The 16,648-nt window shown below is 62.0% G+C and carries 17 protein-coding genes; 10 read left to right on the forward strand and 7 right to left on the reverse strand.

Annotated features, from left to right (window positions below; translation table 11 throughout):
* Positions 1-2 precede the first annotated feature (2 nt).
* From entE to entH, 4 genes are read left to right on the forward strand one after another with little or no spacing between them, the layout of a single operon-like run.
* Entirely contained in the window at positions 3-1,613 is a 1,611-nt protein-coding gene (gene entE / locus L6R44_RS19130; protein ID WP_237425112.1) for a (2,3-dihydroxybenzoyl)adenylate synthase EntE, read from the forward strand.
* A 10-nt stretch (positions 1,614-1,623) separates the two neighbouring features.
* Complete coding sequence (locus tag L6R44_RS19135) at positions 1,624-2,478, forward strand: isochorismatase (protein ID WP_237425113.1); 855 nt, start codon at positions 1,624-1,626, stop codon at positions 2,476-2,478.
* On the forward strand, positions 2,475-3,230 hold the full coding sequence (gene entA, locus L6R44_RS19140) for a 2,3-dihydro-2,3-dihydroxybenzoate dehydrogenase EntA (protein WP_237425114.1): 756 nt from the start codon (positions 2,475-2,477) through the stop codon (positions 3,228-3,230). The genes L6R44_RS19135 and entA overlap by 4 nt, the downstream gene beginning before the upstream one ends.
* On the forward strand, positions 3,231-3,644 hold the full coding sequence (gene entH, locus L6R44_RS19145; RefSeq protein ID WP_237425115.1) for a proofreading thioesterase EntH: 414 nt from the start codon (positions 3,231-3,233) through the stop codon (positions 3,642-3,644).
* Between the two features lie 90 nt (positions 3,645-3,734).
* Here entH and L6R44_RS19150 read toward each other — a convergent pair whose 3' ends face one another.
* The 3 genes from L6R44_RS19150 to L6R44_RS19160 are packed head-to-tail and all read right to left on the reverse strand — an operon-like array spanning position 3,735 to position 6,035.
* Positions 3,735-4,847, reverse strand: coding sequence for a M20 family metallopeptidase (locus L6R44_RS19150; protein ID WP_237425116.1), 1,113 nt, complete (start codon positions 4,845-4,847; stop codon positions 3,735-3,737).
* Between the two features lie 13 nt (positions 4,848-4,860).
* On the reverse strand, positions 4,861-5,325 hold the full coding sequence (locus L6R44_RS19155) for a YjiG family protein (protein WP_237425117.1): 465 nt from the start codon (positions 5,323-5,325) through the stop codon (positions 4,861-4,863).
* Complete coding sequence (locus L6R44_RS19160) at positions 5,322-6,035, reverse strand: nucleoside recognition domain-containing protein (RefSeq protein WP_032638771.1); 714 nt, start codon at positions 6,033-6,035, stop codon at positions 5,322-5,324. Before L6R44_RS19160 ends, L6R44_RS19155 begins: the two co-directional genes overlap by 4 nt.
* A 279-nt stretch (positions 6,036-6,314) precedes the next feature.
* Here L6R44_RS19160 and cstA point away from each other — a divergent pair, with 279 nt between their 5' ends.
* Complete coding sequence (cstA, locus tag L6R44_RS19165) at positions 6,315-8,420, forward strand: pyruvate/proton symporter CstA (RefSeq protein WP_032638775.1); 2,106 nt, start codon at positions 6,315-6,317, stop codon at positions 8,418-8,420.
* A gap of 118 nt (positions 8,421-8,538) precedes the next feature.
* On the forward strand, positions 8,539-8,736 hold the full coding sequence (locus tag L6R44_RS19170; RefSeq protein ID WP_014169079.1) for a YbdD/YjiX family protein: 198 nt from the start codon (positions 8,539-8,541) through the stop codon (positions 8,734-8,736).
* Here the strand turns inward: L6R44_RS19170 and L6R44_RS19175 are convergent.
* From L6R44_RS19175 to L6R44_RS19190, 4 genes are all read right to left on the reverse strand, one after another.
* Positions 8,733-9,137, reverse strand: coding sequence for a helix-turn-helix domain-containing protein (locus L6R44_RS19175; RefSeq protein WP_032638778.1), 405 nt, complete (start codon positions 9,135-9,137; stop codon positions 8,733-8,735). The two genes, L6R44_RS19170 and L6R44_RS19175, sit on opposite strands and share 4 nt — an antisense overlap.
* Positions 9,109-9,414 (reverse strand): type II toxin-antitoxin system RelE family toxin, encoded by a 306-nt coding sequence (locus L6R44_RS19180; protein ID WP_077064584.1) that lies wholly within the window; start codon positions 9,412-9,414, stop codon positions 9,109-9,111. The genes L6R44_RS19175 and L6R44_RS19180 overlap by 29 nt, the downstream gene beginning before the upstream one ends.
* A 183-nt stretch (positions 9,415-9,597) precedes the next feature.
* Positions 9,598-10,341 carry an SDR family NAD(P)-dependent oxidoreductase gene (locus L6R44_RS19185; protein ID WP_032638782.1) on the reverse strand — a complete coding sequence of 248 codons (744 nt, stop codon included), beginning with the start codon at positions 10,339-10,341 and terminating at the stop codon, positions 9,598-9,600.
* 56 nt (positions 10,342-10,397) lie between these two features.
* Positions 10,398-11,486, reverse strand: a complete 1,089-nt coding sequence (locus tag L6R44_RS19190; RefSeq protein WP_237425118.1) for an oxidoreductase — start codon at positions 11,484-11,486, stop codon at positions 10,398-10,400.
* Between the two features lie 158 nt (positions 11,487-11,644).
* Between L6R44_RS19190 and L6R44_RS19195 the strand changes: the two genes are divergently transcribed.
* From L6R44_RS19195 to L6R44_RS19210, 4 genes are all read left to right on the forward strand, one after another.
* Positions 11,645-13,147, forward strand: a complete 1,503-nt coding sequence (locus L6R44_RS19195) for a sugar ABC transporter ATP-binding protein (RefSeq protein WP_032638785.1) — start codon at positions 11,645-11,647, stop codon at positions 13,145-13,147.
* A complete protein-coding gene (locus L6R44_RS19200) occupies positions 13,144-14,139 on the forward strand; it encodes an ABC transporter permease (RefSeq protein WP_237425119.1) in 996 nt (331 codons plus the stop codon). Before L6R44_RS19195 ends, L6R44_RS19200 begins: the two co-directional genes overlap by 4 nt.
* A gap of 19 nt (positions 14,140-14,158) precedes the next feature.
* A complete protein-coding gene (locus L6R44_RS19205; protein WP_237425120.1) occupies positions 14,159-15,223 on the forward strand; it encodes a sugar ABC transporter substrate-binding protein in 1,065 nt (354 codons plus the stop codon).
* 93 nt (positions 15,224-15,316) lie between these two features.
* Entirely contained in the window at positions 15,317-16,558 is a 1,242-nt protein-coding gene (locus L6R44_RS19210; protein ID WP_237425121.1) for an LVIVD repeat-containing protein, read from the forward strand.
* Positions 16,559-16,648: the final 90 nt, after the last annotated feature.

A 16,648-nucleotide genomic window follows, 5' to 3' on the forward strand; every position in this document is an offset into this window, starting at 1 on the left:
TGATGACCATTCCCTTTACCCGCTGGCCTGAGGATTTTGCCCGCCGCTATCGTGAAAAAGGCTACTGGCAGGATCGGCCGCTGACCCACATCCTGACGGATCGTGCGGACAGCGACGCGGTGGCGATTATCGACGGCGAGCGTCACATCACCTACCGCGCCTTTAATCAGGCGGTGAACAACCTCGCGTACGTGCTCCAGGCGCAGGGGCTGCAGCGCGGCGAGACCGCGCTGGTACAGCTCGGCAACGTGGCTGAGTTCTACATCACCTTCTTTGCGCTGCTGCAAATCGGCGTCGCGCCGGTCAACGCGCTCTTCAGCCACCAGCGCAGCGAGCTGAACGCCTACGCGATGCAGATCAAACCCGCCGTGCTGATTGCCGATCGCGACCACGCGCTGTTTGCGGGCGATGATTTCCTCAACGCCTTCGTAGATGACCACCGCTCGGTACGCGTCGTACTCCTGCGCGGCGATAGGGGCGAACACGCCCTGGAAGCGGCGATTGCGCGCCCGGCGGACAGCTTCATCCCGAACCCGACGCCCGCCGACGAAGTGGCGTTCTTCCAGCTCTCCGGCGGCAGCACCGGCACGCCGAAGCTTATTCCGCGCACGCACAACGATTACGACTACAGCATCCGCCGCAGCAACGAGATCTGCGGTATTACCGCGCATACCCGCTATCTGAACGCGCTGCCCGCGGCGCATAACTACGCCATGAGCTCGCCGGGATCGCTCGGCGTCTTCACCGCGGGCGGCTGCGTGGTGCTGGCGAACGATCCGAGCGCCACGCTCTGCTTCCCGCTGATTGAAAAACATCAGATTACCGTCACCTCGCTGGTTCCCCCGGCGGTGAGCCTGTGGCTGCAGGCGATTGCCGACGGCGCGGGGAGCGCGCAGCTTGCCTCCCTGACGCTGCTTCAGGTCGGCGGCGCGCGGCTGTCCGCCACGCTCGCGGCGCGCATTCCGGCCGAGATTGGCTGCCAGCTGCAGCAGGTGTTCGGCATGGCGGAAGGGCTGGTGAACTACACCGCGCTCGACGACGCGCCGGAACGCATCATCCATACCCAGGGGCGTCCGATGTGTCCGGACGACGAAGTGTGGGTGGCGGACGAGCAAGGCAACCCGCTGCCGCGCGGGGAGGTCGGGCGTCTGATGACGCGCGGACCGTACACCTTCCGCGGCTACTTCAACAGCCCGGAGCACAACGCCAGCGCCTTCGACGCCGACGGTTTTTACTGCTCCGGCGATCTGATCGCCATCGACGAGCAGGGCTACATCACCGTGCAGGGGCGCGAGAAGGATCAGATCAACCGCGGCGGCGAGAAGATCGCGGCTGAAGAGGTCGAGAACCTGTTGCTGCGCCACGAGTCGGTGATCCACGCCGCGCTGGTGAGCATGGAGGACAGCCTGCTGGGCGAAAAGAGCTGCGCGTATCTGGTGGTGAAACAGCCCCTGCGCGCGGTGGAGGTGCGCCGCTTCCTGCGCGAGCAGGGCGTTGCCGAATTTAAGCTGCCTGACCGCGTGGAGAGCGTGGATGCGCTTCCGCTGACGCCGGTCGGCAAAGTCGATAAGAAACAGTTGCGCCTGTGGCTGGCTGAACGCGCCCGGGGCTGAGGAACAGAATATGGCCATTCCAAAATTAACCGCTTACGCGCTGCCGACCGCCGCAGAGCTGCCGACCAGTAAAGTGAGCTGGGCGTTCGAGCCCGATCGTGCGGCTCTGCTGATCCACGATATGCAGGAGTATTTCCTGAACTTCTGGGGCGAAAACAGCGCCATGATGCAGCAGGTGGTGGCGAACATCGCCAGGCTTCGCGCGTACTGCAAAGCGCACAATATTCCGGTGTACTACACCGCGCAGCCAAAAGATCAGAGCGACGAAGATCGCGCCCTGCTGAACGACATGTGGGGGCCGGGCCTGACCCGCTCCCCCGAGCAGCAGCGCATCGTGGCTGAACTGGCACCGGACGAAGCGGACACGGTGCTGGTGAAGTGGCGCTACAGCGCGTTTCACCGCTCGCCGCTGGAGCAGATGCTGAAGGAGACGGGCCGCAACCAGCTGCTGATTACCGGCGTGTATGCCCACATCGGCTGCATGACCACCGCCACCGACGCCTTTATGCGCGACATCAAGCCGTTCTTCATTGCCGACGCGCTGGCGGATTTCACCCGCGACGAGCATCTGATGTCGCTGAACTATGTGGCCGGACGCTCGGGCCGCGTGGTGATGACCGACGAGCTGCTGCCGTCCGTTCCGGCCTCGAAGGCCGCGCTGCGCGAGCTTATCCTGCCGCTGCTGGACGAGTCCGACGAGCCGATGGATGACGAAAACCTGATCGACTACGGTCTGGATTCGGTGCGCATGATGGCGCTGGCCGCCCGCTGGCGCAAAGTCCACGGCGATATCGACTTCGTGATGCTGGCAAAAAATCCCACCCTCGACGCCTGGTGGGCGCTGCTCTCCCGCGAGGTGAAGTGATGGGATTGGATTTCACCGGTAAAACCGTCTGGGTGACCGGGGCGGGTAAAGGCATCGGCTATGCGACGGCGCTGGCGTTTGCCGAAGCGGGCGCGCAGGTGACCGGGTTCGATCTGGCGTTTCCGCTGGGCGATTATCCGTTTACCACCGAAACGCTGGACGTGGCGGATGCCGGCCAAGTGCAGGAGGTGTGCGGGCGCGTACTGGCGTCGCTTGAACGCCTGGACGTGCTGGTCAACGCGGCGGGCATTCTGCGCATGGGGGCGACGGACCAGCTCTCGCAGGCGGACTGGCAGCAGACCTTCGCGGTCAACGTCGGCGGCGCGTTCAACCTGTTCCAGCAGACGATGGGCCAGTTTCGACGCCAGCAGTGCGGGGCGATCGTCACCGTGGCCTCTGACGCGGCACATACGCCGCGCATCGGCATGAGCGCCTACGGTGCGTCGAAAGCGGCGCTGAAAAGCCTCGCCCTGACCGTGGGGCTGGAGCTGGCGGGCAGCGGCGTGCGCTGTAACCTGGTGTCGCCGGGCTCAACGGACACCGACATGCAGCGCACCCTGTGGAAAAGCGACGATGCGGAACAGCAGCGCATTCGCGGCTTTGGCGAGCAGTTCAAGCTCGGCATTCCGCTGGGAAAAATCGCCCGTCCGCAGGAGATCGCCAGCACGGTGCTGTTCCTGGCCTCCGATGCCGCCAGCCACATCACCCTGCAGGATATCGTGGTGGACGGCGGCTCCACGCTGGGGGCATAAATGATCTGGAAACGTCATTTATCGCTCGACGAGCTGAACGCCACCAGCCTGAACACCCTGGTGGCGCATCTCGGCATTGTCTATACCCGCATCGGTGACGACACGCTGGAAGCGGAGATGCCGGTGGACGCGCGCACCCACCAGCCGTTTGGCCTGCTGCACGGCGGGGCCTCTGCGGCGCTGGCGGAAACGCTGGGCTCAATGGCCGGATTTCTGATGACCCGTGACGGGCAGAGCGTGGTGGGAACGGAGCTGAACTCGACGCACCACCGTGCGGTATCTCGCGGCAAGGTGCGCGGGGTGTGCCAGCCGCTGCATTTGGGGCGCACCAGCCAGAGCTGGGAGATTGTGGTCTTCGACGAGCAGGGAAGGCGCTGCTGCACGTGTCGGTTGAGTACGATGGTGCTGGGCTAGTATTGTGCTGAATTGCCGGGTGACGGCTTCGCCTTACCCGGCCTACGCGCCAAATGTAGGCCCGGTAAGCGAAGCGCCACCGGGCGGTGTTTACAGCATCGACACAACCCGCTTCAGCAACCGGATCCTCGGTTCAATGGATGCTTTATCCAGCCACTCCGCCGGGCTGTGGAAGCCCGCGCCTATCGGCCCTAAGCCGTCGAGGGTAGGAACGCCGAGAGCGGCGGTGTGGTTTGCATCGCTGCCGCCGCCGACCGCCTGCCAGGTGATGGCGATCCCCTCTTCGTTACCCGCTTTTTCGACGAGCTGCATCAGTTGCTGCGTGGCTTCACTCGCCGCCATTGCCGGTTTGTGGTTAACACGCGTCAGCGAGGTGGTGACGCCCTCTAAAAAGCCTTTTCTGCACAGCGCGTCCAGCGCCTGATTCACCCGGTCATACTCGTCGTTTTCCCAGAAGCGCACGTCGAGTTCGGCCACGGCGCTGTCCGCCACCACGTTGGCCGCGCTGCCGCCGTGAATTACCCCGACGTTGAGCGTGGTACCGCGATCCCAGTCGGTGAGCGCGTTAATCGCGGTAATGCTGTTGGCCAGTGCGGTAATCGCCGAGCGGCCTTTTTCCGGGTCGTTGCCCGCGTGCGCCGCCACGCCGCTGAAGGTGAGGTGGTAGCCCGCCATGCCCTTGCGCGCCTTCACCAGCGAGCCGTCGGCGCGCGCCGCTTCGCACACCAGCACGCGGCGCGAGCGCCTGGCCAGCTCGCCGATCCACGCGTGGGAGTGGACCGATCCGGTCTCTTCGTCCGGGTTCATCGCGACCGCAATCGCGAGACGATCTTTGTCCGCGGCGTCGAGCCCGCGCATCGCCCACAAAATATTCAGAAGTCCGCTCTTCATATCCGAGACGCCGGGGCCGTACAGGCGGGTATCGTCCCCGCTCATCGGACGCTCGGCCACCGTGCCAGGGGCAAATACGGTATCAAGATGACCAACCAGCAGCACGTCGAACTGCTCGGCCTGCGGCCTGTTGCTCACGAACACGCCGGGGCCAACCTTATCGCCCAAATCAACCTGCTCTGCGTGCCAGCCCTCGCGCTGCCAGAGCGCCTGCATAATGCCCGCGACGGTGGCCACGCCCGCGATCGTCTGGGTGCCGCAGTCCACGTTTACCAGGGTTTTTAGCTCTTCAATATAGTGGTCAAGATTCATGGTTACGTCCTGTTCAGAGAATGATGCGCATCAGCAGCATGGCTAAGAAGGCGTTGATCACCGAGAGGGCGATCATCAGCGGAATACGTTTGGCGCGGGTGCCGATCACGCCGAGTATGCGGCCCAGGTATTGCACCTGCGAGCCCATCAGGTAGATCGCCGGGGCGAGAATGGCTAAGTGCTCCCCGGTCAGAATGCCTTTATCAAAAAGGCCAATCGCCACGCCGATGCCGCCGCCCATCGACATCCAGCCGCCAATCAGCACGGCGGCCGCTTCGCCCGGCAGGCCAAACAGCCCCATCAGCGGCGAGAAGATCATGCCGAGCCCTTTCAGCGCGCCGGTAATTTCCAGCGCCTTGATGATGATAAACGCCATCACCACGTTGGGCAGGGTGCTGCTGGTGGCGATGCCCCAGCCCTTGCGCGCGCCCTCCACGAAGACATCGGTAATAACGGGATTCGATTGTGGCGCACTCATGCGGTTTCTCCTTGCTTCACGGCGGCGGGTTTTCCAGTCAACGTCACGATCAGGCGCAGCAGGTTTGCGCCCACGATTTTCATAATGAACATCACGGCGATGCAGCCGCCTATCGAGGCCGGAACCGCCGCCGTGCCGTCAACGGCGACCAGGGTGAAGAGGATCGCCCCGGAAGAGAAAAAGTTGGTGATCATCGCCCCAGCTGAAAACTGGAACATGGCGAAGACGTCTTTTTCCGTTTCGCTGATCTGCCCTTCGTCGGCGAGGTTACGCGTGAGCGACGCGCCGACGTCGGTGCTTTGCAGGCTGCCTATCAGCGCCAGACCGGCGGTGCCGGGGATGCCCAGCAGCGGGCGCAGCAGCGGGGTTAACAGCTTGCGCGCCGCACGCAGCGCGCCGTAGTGCTCCAGCACGTTGATCGTGCCGAGCGCAAACATGACCGCGGGAATCAGCCCGAGCGCGAACAGAAATCCGTCCATTGCGCCGCTGCCGCCCGCGCCGCGAAAGGCGCTGGTGGCGGTGGTCAACGTGCCGTCGTCCAGACTGGCTTTGCTAACCACTTTGCCAAATGCACCGTTGAGGGTGGTGAAATCAAACACGCCGTACCACTCTTTTCCACCCAGCAGGCCGGAGAAGAAAACGGCTGCGAAAGCCAGCGCAAAGTACGCGCCGGGCCCGACCTTATACTCCTGAGGTTCTGAACTTTTCATATCCTTTTCCTTGTTAATGCGCGGGTGCGCAGCCTCATTCTGGCGATGTTTTGCCCAAAAAAGATGATGTAAATCATTTCGTAACGGCGTCAGGGGATGAAAAAGATAAAAATGTGACCGGCAACGGAGCGGGGGAAGAACGAAAGTGATCGGCTTAACACTGTGGTGTAAATCTCTGGTTTGACCACGCATTATTGCGTTTCAAAGTTGTTAAATTTTGCCGGTTGTTCTAGAAACAAAATGTAACATCTCACTGTTTCACAACAACGGACAACAACTATGAACAACTCAGGGAAATACCTTATATGGGCAGGGCTCTCCGTTGTGGGAGCCTTTGCCCTGGGCTATATCGCCCTCAACCGGGGGGAACAGATCAACGCGCTCTGGATCGTCGTCGCCTCCGTCTGCATTTATCTGATCGCCTACCGTTTTTATGGCCGCTATATCGCGAAGAACGTCCTCGGCGTTGACGCGACGCGCATGACGCCTGCCGTTCGCCATAACGACGGGCTGGACTATGTGCCGACCGACAAGAAGGTGCTGTTCGGTCACCATTTTGCGGCGATTGCCGGGGCGGGCCCGCTGGTGGGACCGGTGCTGGCGGCGCAGATGGGCTACCTGCCGGGGATGATCTGGATCCTTGCGGGCGTGGTGCTGGCGGGTGCGGTGCAGGACTTTATGGTGCTGTTCGTCTCCACCCGTCGCGACGGGCGTTCGCTGGGGGAGCTGGTGAAAGAGGAGATGGGGGCCACCGCCGGGGTGATTGCGCTGGTGGCGACCTTTATGATCATGGTGATCATCCTTGCCGTGCTGGCGATGATCGTGGTGAAGGCGCTGACCCACAGCCCGTGGGGAACGTATACCGTTGCTTTTACCATCCCGCTGGCGCTGTTCATGGGGATCTACATTCGCTATCTGCGCCCGGGCCGCATTGGTGAAGTGTCGGTGATTGGCCTGGTATTCCTGGTGTTCGCCATTATCTCCGGCGGCTGGGTGGCGGAAAGCCCGACCTGGGCGCCGTTCTTCGACTTTACCGGCGTACAGCTGACCTGGATGCTGGTGGGCTACGGGTTCGTGGCGGCGGTGCTGCCGGTGTGGCTGCTGCTGGCCCCGCGTGATTACCTTTCCACCTTCCTGAAAATCGGCACCATCGTCGGTCTGGCGATTGGTATTCTGGTTATGCGTCCGACCCTGACCATGCCGGCGCTGACCAAATTTATCGACGGCACCGGTCCGGTCTGGACCGGCAACCTGTTCCCGTTCCTGTTTATCACCATCGCCTGCGGGGCGGTGTCGGGCTTCCACGCGCTGATTGCCTCCGGCACCACGCCGAAGATGCTGGCGAATGAGAATCAGGCCTGCCTGATAGGCTACGGCGGCATGCTGATGGAGTCCTTTGTCGCCATTATGGCGCTGGTCTCCGCCTGTATTATCGACCCGGGCGTCTACTTTGCGATGAACAGCCCGATGGCGGTACTGGCCCCGGCGGGCACCGTTGACGTGGTGGCATCCGCCGCGCAGGTGGTGAGCGGCTGGGGCTTTGCCATTACCCCTGAAACGCTAACGCATATCGCTAATGAGGTGGGCGAGCAGTCCATTATCTCCCGCGCGGGCGGGGCACCGACGCTGGCGGTGGGCATGGCCTATATTCTCCACGGCGCGCTGGGCGGGCTGATGGACGTGTCGTTCTGGTATCACTTCGCCATCCTGTTTGAGGCTCTGTTTATCCTGACGGCGGTGGATGCGGGAACCCGTGCGGCGCGCTTTATGCTGCAGGACCTGCTGGGGGTCATCTCCCCGAACCTGAAGCGCACCGATTCGCTCCCGGCTAACCTGTTGGCGACGGCGCTGTGCGTGCTGGCGTGGGGCTATTTCCTGCACCAGGGCGTGGTGGATCCGCTCGGCGGCATTAACACCCTGTGGCCGCTGTTCGGTATTGCCAACCAGATGCTGGCGGGCATGGCGCTGATGCTCTGCGCGGTGGTGCTGTTCAAAATGAAGCGCCAGCGCTATGCGTGGGTGGCGCTGTTGCCAACCGCATGGCTGCTGATCTGTACCCTGACGGCGGGCTGGCAGAAAGCCTTCAGCCCGGACAACAAGGTGGGCTTCCTGGCGATTGCCAATAAGTTCCAGGCGATGATCGACAGCGGCAAGATTCCGGCGCAGTACACCGAGTCCCAGCTGTCTCAACTGGTGTTTAACAACCGTCTGGATGCCGGGCTGACCATCTTCTTTATGGTGGTGGTCGTGGTGCTGGCGTTGTATTCTCTTAAAACCGCGCTGGCAGCATTGAAAGTGGATAAGCCAACGGCGAAAGAGACACCGTATGAGCCAATGCCTGAAAACCTGGAAGAGATTGTCACCCAGGCGAAAGGGGCGCATTAATTTAATCAGACATACCCCTCACCCCGGCCCTCTCCCCAAAGGGGAGAGGGTGTTGTAAGTTCCCTCTCCCCTTTGGGGAGAGGGCTAGGGTGAGGGGGAAACAAACGAGAAATGACCTATGTTCGACACCCTCTCCAAAGCAGGTAAGTACCTGGGCCAGGCCGCCAAAATGATGATTGGCGTGCCGGATTACGACAACTACGTCGAGCATATGCGCGTCAATCATCCGGACCAGACGCCCATGACCTACGAAGCATTTTTCCGCGATCGTCAGGACGCCCGCTACGGCGGCAAGGGCGGGGCGAAGTGCTGTTAACCCTCTTTCGGTAAATAGAGGCTGATCTGCTCCTGCTTACAGCCGTAGAGCGCCGCCAGCTTTTCGCGGGTGCGCTTTTGCGGACGGGAGTCCACCGCTTCCAGCTGCGACACGGCGGACTGGGTGATGCCAAGTTTCTCCGCCACCTCCTGCTGGGACATGCCGCGCAGGATACGCCACGCGGCCTGCAGGCTGACGTTCTGCCAGGTCATGATGCTGCACACCTCTCCGGGCAATTCCACGTCATCCAGACTATCGTGTTCGACCTCGATATCCTCTAGATCGTCATCGGTTTCGTCGTCAATTTCTGACATCTGTAAGAGCATACGAAAATATTCGTGATAGGGAATAACGGCGTACTGCGTTTTCCCGTTATCGTCCTTGATTAGCTGTACAGCCATAGGTGGCACTCTCCTCATGCAGGTAAGTCGTTGACGTTCTGCGCTTGACGGCCAAAACATAACAATGGTTATCGGGCTCGTCCCGAAGCGTATAGACGATGCGGTAATCGCCAACGCGTAGCCGGAAATGATCTTCTGTCGCCGATATTTTTTTGATATCGGGCCGGGGAGCTGAACGGTCATCCAGCTCAGTAAGCTTTACCTCAATGCGTCGCTGATACCGCTCGTCAATCTTTGAAAACGCTTTCTTTGCACCATTGGACCAGACAATCTTCATCCGTACCTCCACTGTACGCCCACACAAAATATAAGGAAATAATAAGACTATTAGATAAATTCCGAATTTCTAATGGGGTACTGTAGAGCGGAGAAAAAACGCGAGAAAGCGGCAAAACGTAAAGCGTCGAGGCGGCTCGAAAAGGCCCCTGCCGGTCGACAGAGGCTTGCAGGAAAATTGCGATCAGGCGTTCAGGCCGCCGTCGACGTCCAGACCGGTACCGGAGATCTGCCCGGCGGCCGGGCTGGCAAGAAACGTGACCGCCGCCGCAACGTCTTCCGGCTGACCGTAATGGCCCAAAGCAATAAGCTGACGCTGAGAGTCAGCCTGTTCCCCGTCTTCCGGGTTCATATCGCTGTTGGTCGGACCGGGGTGGACAAGGTTGACGGTAATGCCGCGCGGCCCCAGATCGCGGGCCAGCCCGCGGGTAAGGGAGTTCAGGGCAGACTTGGTCATCGAATAAACGGCAATGCCCGGCTGCGCCACGCGGTTCGCCAGACAGCTCCCGATGTTGATAATGCGCCCGCCGTCGGACATATGCACCAGCGCTTCCTGAATGGCGATCACCACGCCGCGGATGTTGACGTTGATCAGGGCGTCGATGTCCGCCAGGGTCATGGACTCCAGCGGGCCGCCGCGCGCGATCCCGGCGTTATTGACCAGAATGTCCAGCCCGCCAAGGGAACGCGCCGCATGGGTGACGGCATCCTGTATCGCCTGCGCGCTGGCGCTGTCGGCCTGCACGGCTTCGCCGTGGCGTCCCAGCGCCTTTATCTCATCGGCGACCGCCTGGGCTTTATCGGCAGATTTTTCATACGTAATAATCACATCCGCACCGGCGCGCGCCAGCGACAGCGCGATAGCCCGACCCAACCCGCGGCTGGCGCCGGTAACCAGCGCCTTTTTACCTGTTAAATCGATCTGCATGATGACCTCGTGACGAGAGTGGTAAGAATCATCATTAGGTATAGACGGTCAGGCGATTAACGGCTGAAGGATTCCACTTTCTCAAACGCGGCGCGCAGAACCTCAGGCGTTAACGCAACGGGTAAATAGTGAATCGACTCCACCGGGCGCAGGGTGTGGGCAATCACCTTATCCAGCTCGTCACGGCTGTTAATGTCGACGTCCAGCTCGCGAAGCGTGGTCGGCAGGTTAAAGCGCTGGTACGCCGCTACCAGCTGCGCCAGCACGTCGTCCTGGCCGAGCAGGGCGCTCTGCACCAGAATGCCGTAGGCCACCTTGGTACCGTGCAGGTATTTTTCCGTCTGCGGCAGCACGGTTAGGCCGTTGTGCACCGCATGCGCTGCCGCCACGCGCGTATAGCGCTCGCCCAGGCCGCCGACCATCCCGCCACCGGCGACGATCGCGTCCACCACGTCCCGGAACGCCTGCGTCAGCTCGCCGCGCTGCTGGTCGGCCAGCGCCTCCTCGCTGCGCTCAAGCAGCACGTCGCGGATCGCCAGCGCGCCGTTGATGCCCAGCCGCACGGTCAGCGGCAGGTTTTCGGGCTGCGGAGCGAGCACTACCGCTTCGTACCACTTCGCCAGCGTATCGCCGATGCCCGCCAGCAGATATTCCGCCGGGGCGTTAAGGACGATCTGCGGCTCCACCAGCACCAGGAAGTTGGCGTCGTCGAAGATCTCAAACTGCAGCGCCTGGCCTTCATCGTTGTACCAGACGGAGAGCGGAGTCCACGCCGCGCAGGTGGCGGCAATGGTGGGGATGCCCACGAACGGCACCCCTAAGCGGCGCGCCACGGCCTTGACGGTATCCATCACCGCGCCGCCGCCGACGCCAATCACCACGCTGGCGTCGCCGCCGGATGCATTCACCAGATGGCTGACGTCGCGCTCGCTGCAGTGGCCCTTAAACAGCAGGTGCTTCGCCCCCGGCGCGTTAAAGCTCTCCGGCAGGTAAGGTCGCGCGGCGTCGATGGCGCGTTCGCCGTAGATCCACACCGCCCGGGACAGCTGTTCCGGGGTAAAGAAGTCATTCAGATGCGCAAGGCTTCCGGAATGGGAGAAATAGTTTGCCGGGCCGGGCACGACGCGGATATCGGTGTTGCTCATGGTGTTGTCCTTTTTAGGCTGCGCTAACCCGATGTTATGTCTGGACATCCGGATGGCTAATAATATTTCGCTTTAACTTATGCCTTTTCCGTCGTTGTCAGTCAACCGGAGCTGTGAAAAATTCGATAAATCAGAAGAGTAATGAAGGATTTACGCGGATGGTTTCCAGTCGCCTTGAGATGCGCGGTATCAGCCTGGCCTTTTCCGGCTTTCAGGCGCTGTCGCGCGTCAATTTTACCTTAGCCGGCGGATCGGTACACGCGCTGACCGGCGCCAACGGCGCGGGGAAATCGACGCTGATGGCGGTGCTGTGCGGCACGCACGACCACTATGAGGGCGAGATAAGCATTAACAACCAGCCCGTGACGATCCGTGAACCGCTCGACGCCAAACGGCTGGGGATCCACCTGGTGCAGCAGGAGGTGGACGTGGCGCTGATCCCGGGGTTAAGCATCGCCGAGAACATCATGCTCGACCAGCTGGCGCAGCCGGGGCACCGCTTCAGCTGGCGCGCGATCCGCCAGCAGGCGAGACGGGCGCTGGCCCAGCTGGATGTCGCTCTGGACGTGCGCCGCTCCATCGACGGCTGCACGCTTGCCGAAAAGCAGCAGATTTTGCTGGCGCGGGCGCTGTCACACCACTGCCGTTTTTTGATTCTTGATGAGCCCACCGCACCGCTGGACGCGCACGAGAGCGAGCGCCTGTTTGCGGTCGTAAGACGCTTAAAGCAGCAGGGCATCGGCGTGGTGTTTATCTCCCACCGCATTCACGAGCTGAAGGCCATCTGCGACACCCTGACGGTGCTGCGCGACGGCAAGCTGATCGAGTCCGGTCCGATGGCCGATCTCAGCGGCGAAGCGATCGTCGAGAAAATGCTCGGCCACGTGCTGAGCGATATCTATCCGCCCGCGCGGCCGCCGCATAGCGAAGAGACGCTGCTGCGGGTGGAGGGGCTGCACGACGACGCGCTGCTGAAGGATATCTCTTTGCACCTGCGCAAGGGTGAAATCCTCGGCGTTGCCGGGCTGGCGGGGGCGGGGAAAACCGAACTCTGCAAGGCGCTGTTTGGCGCCAGCAAAAGCCGCGTGGCGCGCGGTGAGTTGAATCAACAGCCCTGGCAACCGCGCGACCCGGCCGACTCGGTGCAGCGCGGTCTGGCGCTGGTGCCGGAGGAGCGGCGAAAAGAGGGCATTTTTATCGACGAGCCGGTGAGCATGAACCTCGCCGTGACGGCGGATAACAGCTTTTCGCGCTGGAGCCTGTTCGGCCATCGTCAGGCGTGGCGCTGGGCGGAAGAGGTGATTGCTCGCGTCGGCGTGCGCGCGCGTGGGCCGGGGCAGGTGCTGCGGCGTCTGTCCGGCGGCAACCAGCAGAAGGTCGCCATCGGCAAGTGGCTGCGCAATGACGCCAGCGTGCTGATTTTCGACGAGCCGACCAAGGGCGTCGACGTGAAGGCCAAAACCGAACTGTTTCAGCTGATTGACGGCCTGGCGCGCGAGGGCAAAGGGGTGATTTACGCCTCGGGCGAATTTGCTGAACTGGTGGGATTGTGCGACCGCATCTGCGTGCTGTGGGACGGGCGCATCGTGGCGGAAATCGCCGGGGCCGAGGCCCGTGAAGAGACACTACTTTATTATTCAACCGGAGGAACGGCGTCGTGAGCAAGGCCCTTTCAGTAAATGCGGCGGCGTCGGGCCGTCAGCAGATTTTCGATTTTCTCTACAGGTGGGGCATGCTGCTGACCGTGGTTGCGCTGGTGGCCGTCTTTGGCCTGGCGTCGGACAGCTTCCTCGATCCGAACAACATCATCAATATTCTGCGCTCGATTGCCATCGTGACGGTGATAGCAATTGGCGTGTCGATTTCGCTGACCGTCGGCGGGTTCGATCTCTCCGTGGGATCGACCGCCTCGCTGGCGAACGCGCTGGTGATTTCTCTTTTCGTCTGGCACGGCTTCGGCACCACCGAGTCGATTCTGATCACCCTCGCGCTCTGCACGCTGGTGGGGCTGTTTAACGCCTTTCTGATCGTCATCCTGCGCATTCCTGACATGCTCGCGACGCTGGCCAGCCTGTTTGTGATCCAGGGCGTGGCGATGACCTACAGCTACGGCGGGTCGATTACCGAGAACATGGTGCTGCCGAGCGGTGACATGGCGGAAGGGACCATTCCGCCGGCGTTCAGCCTGCTGGGGCAGGTGCCGACCATTGTGATCGTGATGCTGGTGGTGACCGTGCTGGCGCAGCTGGGGCTCTCGTTGACCACTCACGGACGCCGCATGTACGCCATTGGCGGTAACCCCGAGGCCGCGCGTCTCTCCGGCATACGCACCACGCGCTACAAGGTGGCGGCCTACGTGATCGCCTCCCTGCTGGCGGGGCTGGGCGGCATTCTGCTGGCCTCGCGCATCGGTTCGTCGCAGGTGAACGCGGGCGGCGGCTACCTGATGGACGCGGTGGCGGCGGCGTGGATCGGCTTCTCGCTGGCCGGATCCGGCAAGCCGAACGCGCTGGGAACCCTGGTCGGGGCGGTGATTCTCGGCGTGCTGTCGAACGGGCTGGTGATGCTCTCCGTGCCGTATTACGCCATGGACATTATAAAAGGGCTGGTGCTCGCGGTAGCGCTGGCGATTACCTACATACAAAAACGCTGACAACACAACGGGATAAAAAATGAAAAAGATTGCTCTCTCTTTGGTGACACTTGGGTTATTCACCGCTCTGCCTGGCTTCGCGGCCACGCCCGCGCCGCTTCCGGCGGCCATTGCCAACCACGACGGCCCGATTCGCATCGCGGTGATCCGCAACCTTGGCTCAGACGACAACACCACGCAGTTTATTGCGGGGGCCATTCAGGAAGGTAAGAAGCTTGGCTTTAAGGTCAGCACCTTTTTAAGCAACGGGGACGACGCTAAATTCCAGGACTTCGTGAACCAGGCCATAAGCCAGAAGTACGACGGGATTATCCTGTCTCAGGGCCGCGATCCGTACTCCACCGCGCTGGTGAAGAAGGCGGTGGATGCCGGGATTAAGGTCGCCGTGTTTGATACCGCCGTGAGCGGCGAGATCCCGGGCGTGACCGTCACCCAGCAGGACGATGCCTCCCTGACGAACCTCTCCTTCGGCCAGCTGGCGAAAGATTTCAACGGCAAGGCCAATATCGTCAAGCTGTGGGTAGCGGGGTTCCCGCCGATGGAGCGTCGTCAGGCGGCGTATAAAGCGCTGCAAAAGCAGTATCCGGACATCAAAGAGCTGGAGTCTATCGGCGCGGTCTCCTCTGACGTGCAGGGCGACACCGCCAACAAGGTGGGTGCGATTCTGGCGAAATACCCGAAAGGTAAAATCGACGCCATCTGGGGCACCTGGGACGCCTTCAGCCAGGGCGCCTATAAGGCGCTGAAAGAGAATGGCCGCACCGAGATCAAGCTCTACAGCATCGACATCTCTAATCAGGATCTGCAGCTGATGCGCGAGCCGGGCAGCCCGTGGAAGGTGAGCGTGGCGGTGGATCCGAAGCTGATTGGCGCGACCAACGTGCGTCTGGTGGCCAATAAGATTGCCGGAGAAGCCACGCCTGCGACCTACGATTTCAAAGCGGCAGCTATCCCGCAGGCGCTGCTGACCGCCCAGCCGGGCGCGGTGAACGTGGCGTCTCTGGGGAAAATCATTCCGGGCTGGGGCCAGACGGAAGATTTTATCGCGCCGTGGTTTGCGACGCTGGAAGCGAAGAGTAAATAAAACCCAGCCGGGTGGCGGCTGCGCCTTACCCGGCCTACATTTCGCACCCGTAGGCCCGGTAAGCGCAGCGCCACCGGGCGAAAGGAGCTCAAGGTGACTCATTTACCCCCTCCCGAATACAGCCGCAATATGCGGCTGATTGGCCATAGCGACCAGGGCGGTCGTCCGGACGGCGTGCAGCTGATGGTGCACCGCGGTTTCGCCTGGATCGGCCATATGGTGTCGCAGGGCTTTTCGATTGTCGACGTGCGCGACCCGAAAAACCCGAAAGCGGCAGGCTATGTGCCCGCGCCGCCCGGCACCTGGAACGTACACCTCCAGGCGCATGACGACCTGCTGCTGGTCATCAACGCCCGGGATCTGTTTGCCGATGCCCGCTTTGCCGATGAGAAGGTTTACTACACCCGTCAGGTGGGGGAGACCGTCGGCGACGTGCGGGACAAAGGCTGGAGCGCCGGGCTGCGCGTTTTTGATATCTCCACCCCGGACAGGCCGCGCGAAATCGGCTTTCTGTCGCTGAACGGTATCGGGATCCACCGCATCTGGTACGTCGGCGGGCGCTGGGCGTACGTCTCGGCGCTCATCGACGGCTTTACCGACTACATCTTCCTGACCATCGACCTTGCCGATCCGCGCAAGCCTGAAGTGGCGGGGCGCTGGTGGCTGCCGGGGATGAATCAGGCCGAAGGCGAAAAACCGAACTGGCCGGAAGGCAAACGCTACGCGCTCCATCACGCGATTATCGCGGGGGATACCGCCTACGGCAGCTGGCGCGACGGCGGCCTGACGCTGCTGGACGTGAAGGATCGTACCCAGCCTAAGCTCATTAGCCACCGTAACTGGAGTCCGCCGTTTGGCGGCGGCACGCACACCGCGCTGCCGCTGCCGGACCGCGAACTGCTGGTGGTGCTGGACGAAGCGGTGCTTGACAACCAGGAGGACGGGGAGAAGCTGATCTGGCTGTTTGATATCCGCGAGCCGTCGAACCCGGTCAGCATCTCGACTTTCCCGCAGCCGGATGAAACCGACTACGTGGCGAAAGGGGCACATTTCGGCCCGCACAACCTGCACGAGAACCGGCCGGGGAGCTTTGTCAGCTCGACGCTGATTTTTGCGACGTACCAGAACGCGGGCGTGCGTGCTTATGATATTTCCAATCCGTATCGCCCGGTGGAGACCGGCGCGCTGGTGCCAGCCGCGCCGGAGAGGATGATGGATACGCGGCCAAACCGCCCGCAGGTGATCCAGTCCTGCGACGTGTTTGTGGATGCGCAGGGGATTATTTACAGCACGGATTATAACGGCGGGCTGTCGGTGATTGAGTATTTGGGGTGAGTTTTTGCCGGGTGGGGGGGGGGGGGGGGGGGGGGGGGGGGGGGGGGGGGGGGGGGGGGGGGGGGGGGGGGGGGGGGGGGGGGGGGGGGG

The organism is Enterobacter cloacae complex sp. ECC445, from assembly GCF_021892025.1.
In the GTDB taxonomy this organism is placed as follows: Bacteria; Pseudomonadota; Gammaproteobacteria; order Enterobacterales; family Enterobacteriaceae; genus Enterobacter; species Enterobacter chengduensis.

Excerpts from the sequence above, each read along its gene's own strand:
- entE (WP_237425112.1), top strand. The coding sequence starts at position 3 with ATGACCATTCCCTTTACCCGCTGGCCTGAGGATTTTGCCCGCCGCTAT.
- L6R44_RS19135 (WP_237425113.1), top strand. The coding sequence starts at position 1,624 with ATGGCCATTCCAAAATTAACCGCTTACGCGCTGCCGACCGCCGCAGAG.
- entH (WP_237425115.1), top strand. The coding sequence starts at position 3,231 with ATGATCTGGAAACGTCATTTATCGCTCGACGAGCTGAACGCCACCAGC.
- L6R44_RS19150 (WP_237425116.1), bottom strand. The coding sequence starts at position 4,847 with ATGAATCTTGACCACTATATTGAAGAGCTAAAAACCCTGGTAAACGTG.
- L6R44_RS19155 (WP_237425117.1), bottom strand. The coding sequence starts at position 5,325 with ATGAGTGCGCCACAATCGAATCCCGTTATTACCGATGTCTTCGTGGAG.
- L6R44_RS19160 (WP_032638771.1), bottom strand. The coding sequence starts at position 6,035 with ATGAAAAGTTCAGAACCTCAGGAGTATAAGGTCGGGCCCGGCGCGTAC.
- cstA (WP_032638775.1), top strand. The coding sequence starts at position 6,315 with ATGAACAACTCAGGGAAATACCTTATATGGGCAGGGCTCTCCGTTGTG.
- L6R44_RS19170 (WP_014169079.1), top strand. The coding sequence starts at position 8,539 with ATGTTCGACACCCTCTCCAAAGCAGGTAAGTACCTGGGCCAGGCCGCC.
- L6R44_RS19175 (WP_032638778.1), bottom strand. The coding sequence starts at position 9,137 with ATGGCTGTACAGCTAATCAAGGACGATAACGGGAAAACGCAGTACGCC.
- L6R44_RS19180 (WP_077064584.1), bottom strand. The coding sequence starts at position 9,414 with ATGAAGATTGTCTGGTCCAATGGTGCAAAGAAAGCGTTTTCAAAGATT.
- L6R44_RS19185 (WP_032638782.1), bottom strand. The coding sequence starts at position 10,341 with ATGCAGATCGATTTAACAGGTAAAAAGGCGCTGGTTACCGGCGCCAGC.
- L6R44_RS19190 (WP_237425118.1), bottom strand. The coding sequence starts at position 11,486 with ATGAGCAACACCGATATCCGCGTCGTGCCCGGCCCGGCAAACTATTTC.
- L6R44_RS19195 (WP_032638785.1), top strand. The coding sequence starts at position 11,645 with ATGGTTTCCAGTCGCCTTGAGATGCGCGGTATCAGCCTGGCCTTTTCC.
- L6R44_RS19205 (WP_237425120.1), top strand. The coding sequence starts at position 14,159 with ATGAAAAAGATTGCTCTCTCTTTGGTGACACTTGGGTTATTCACCGCT.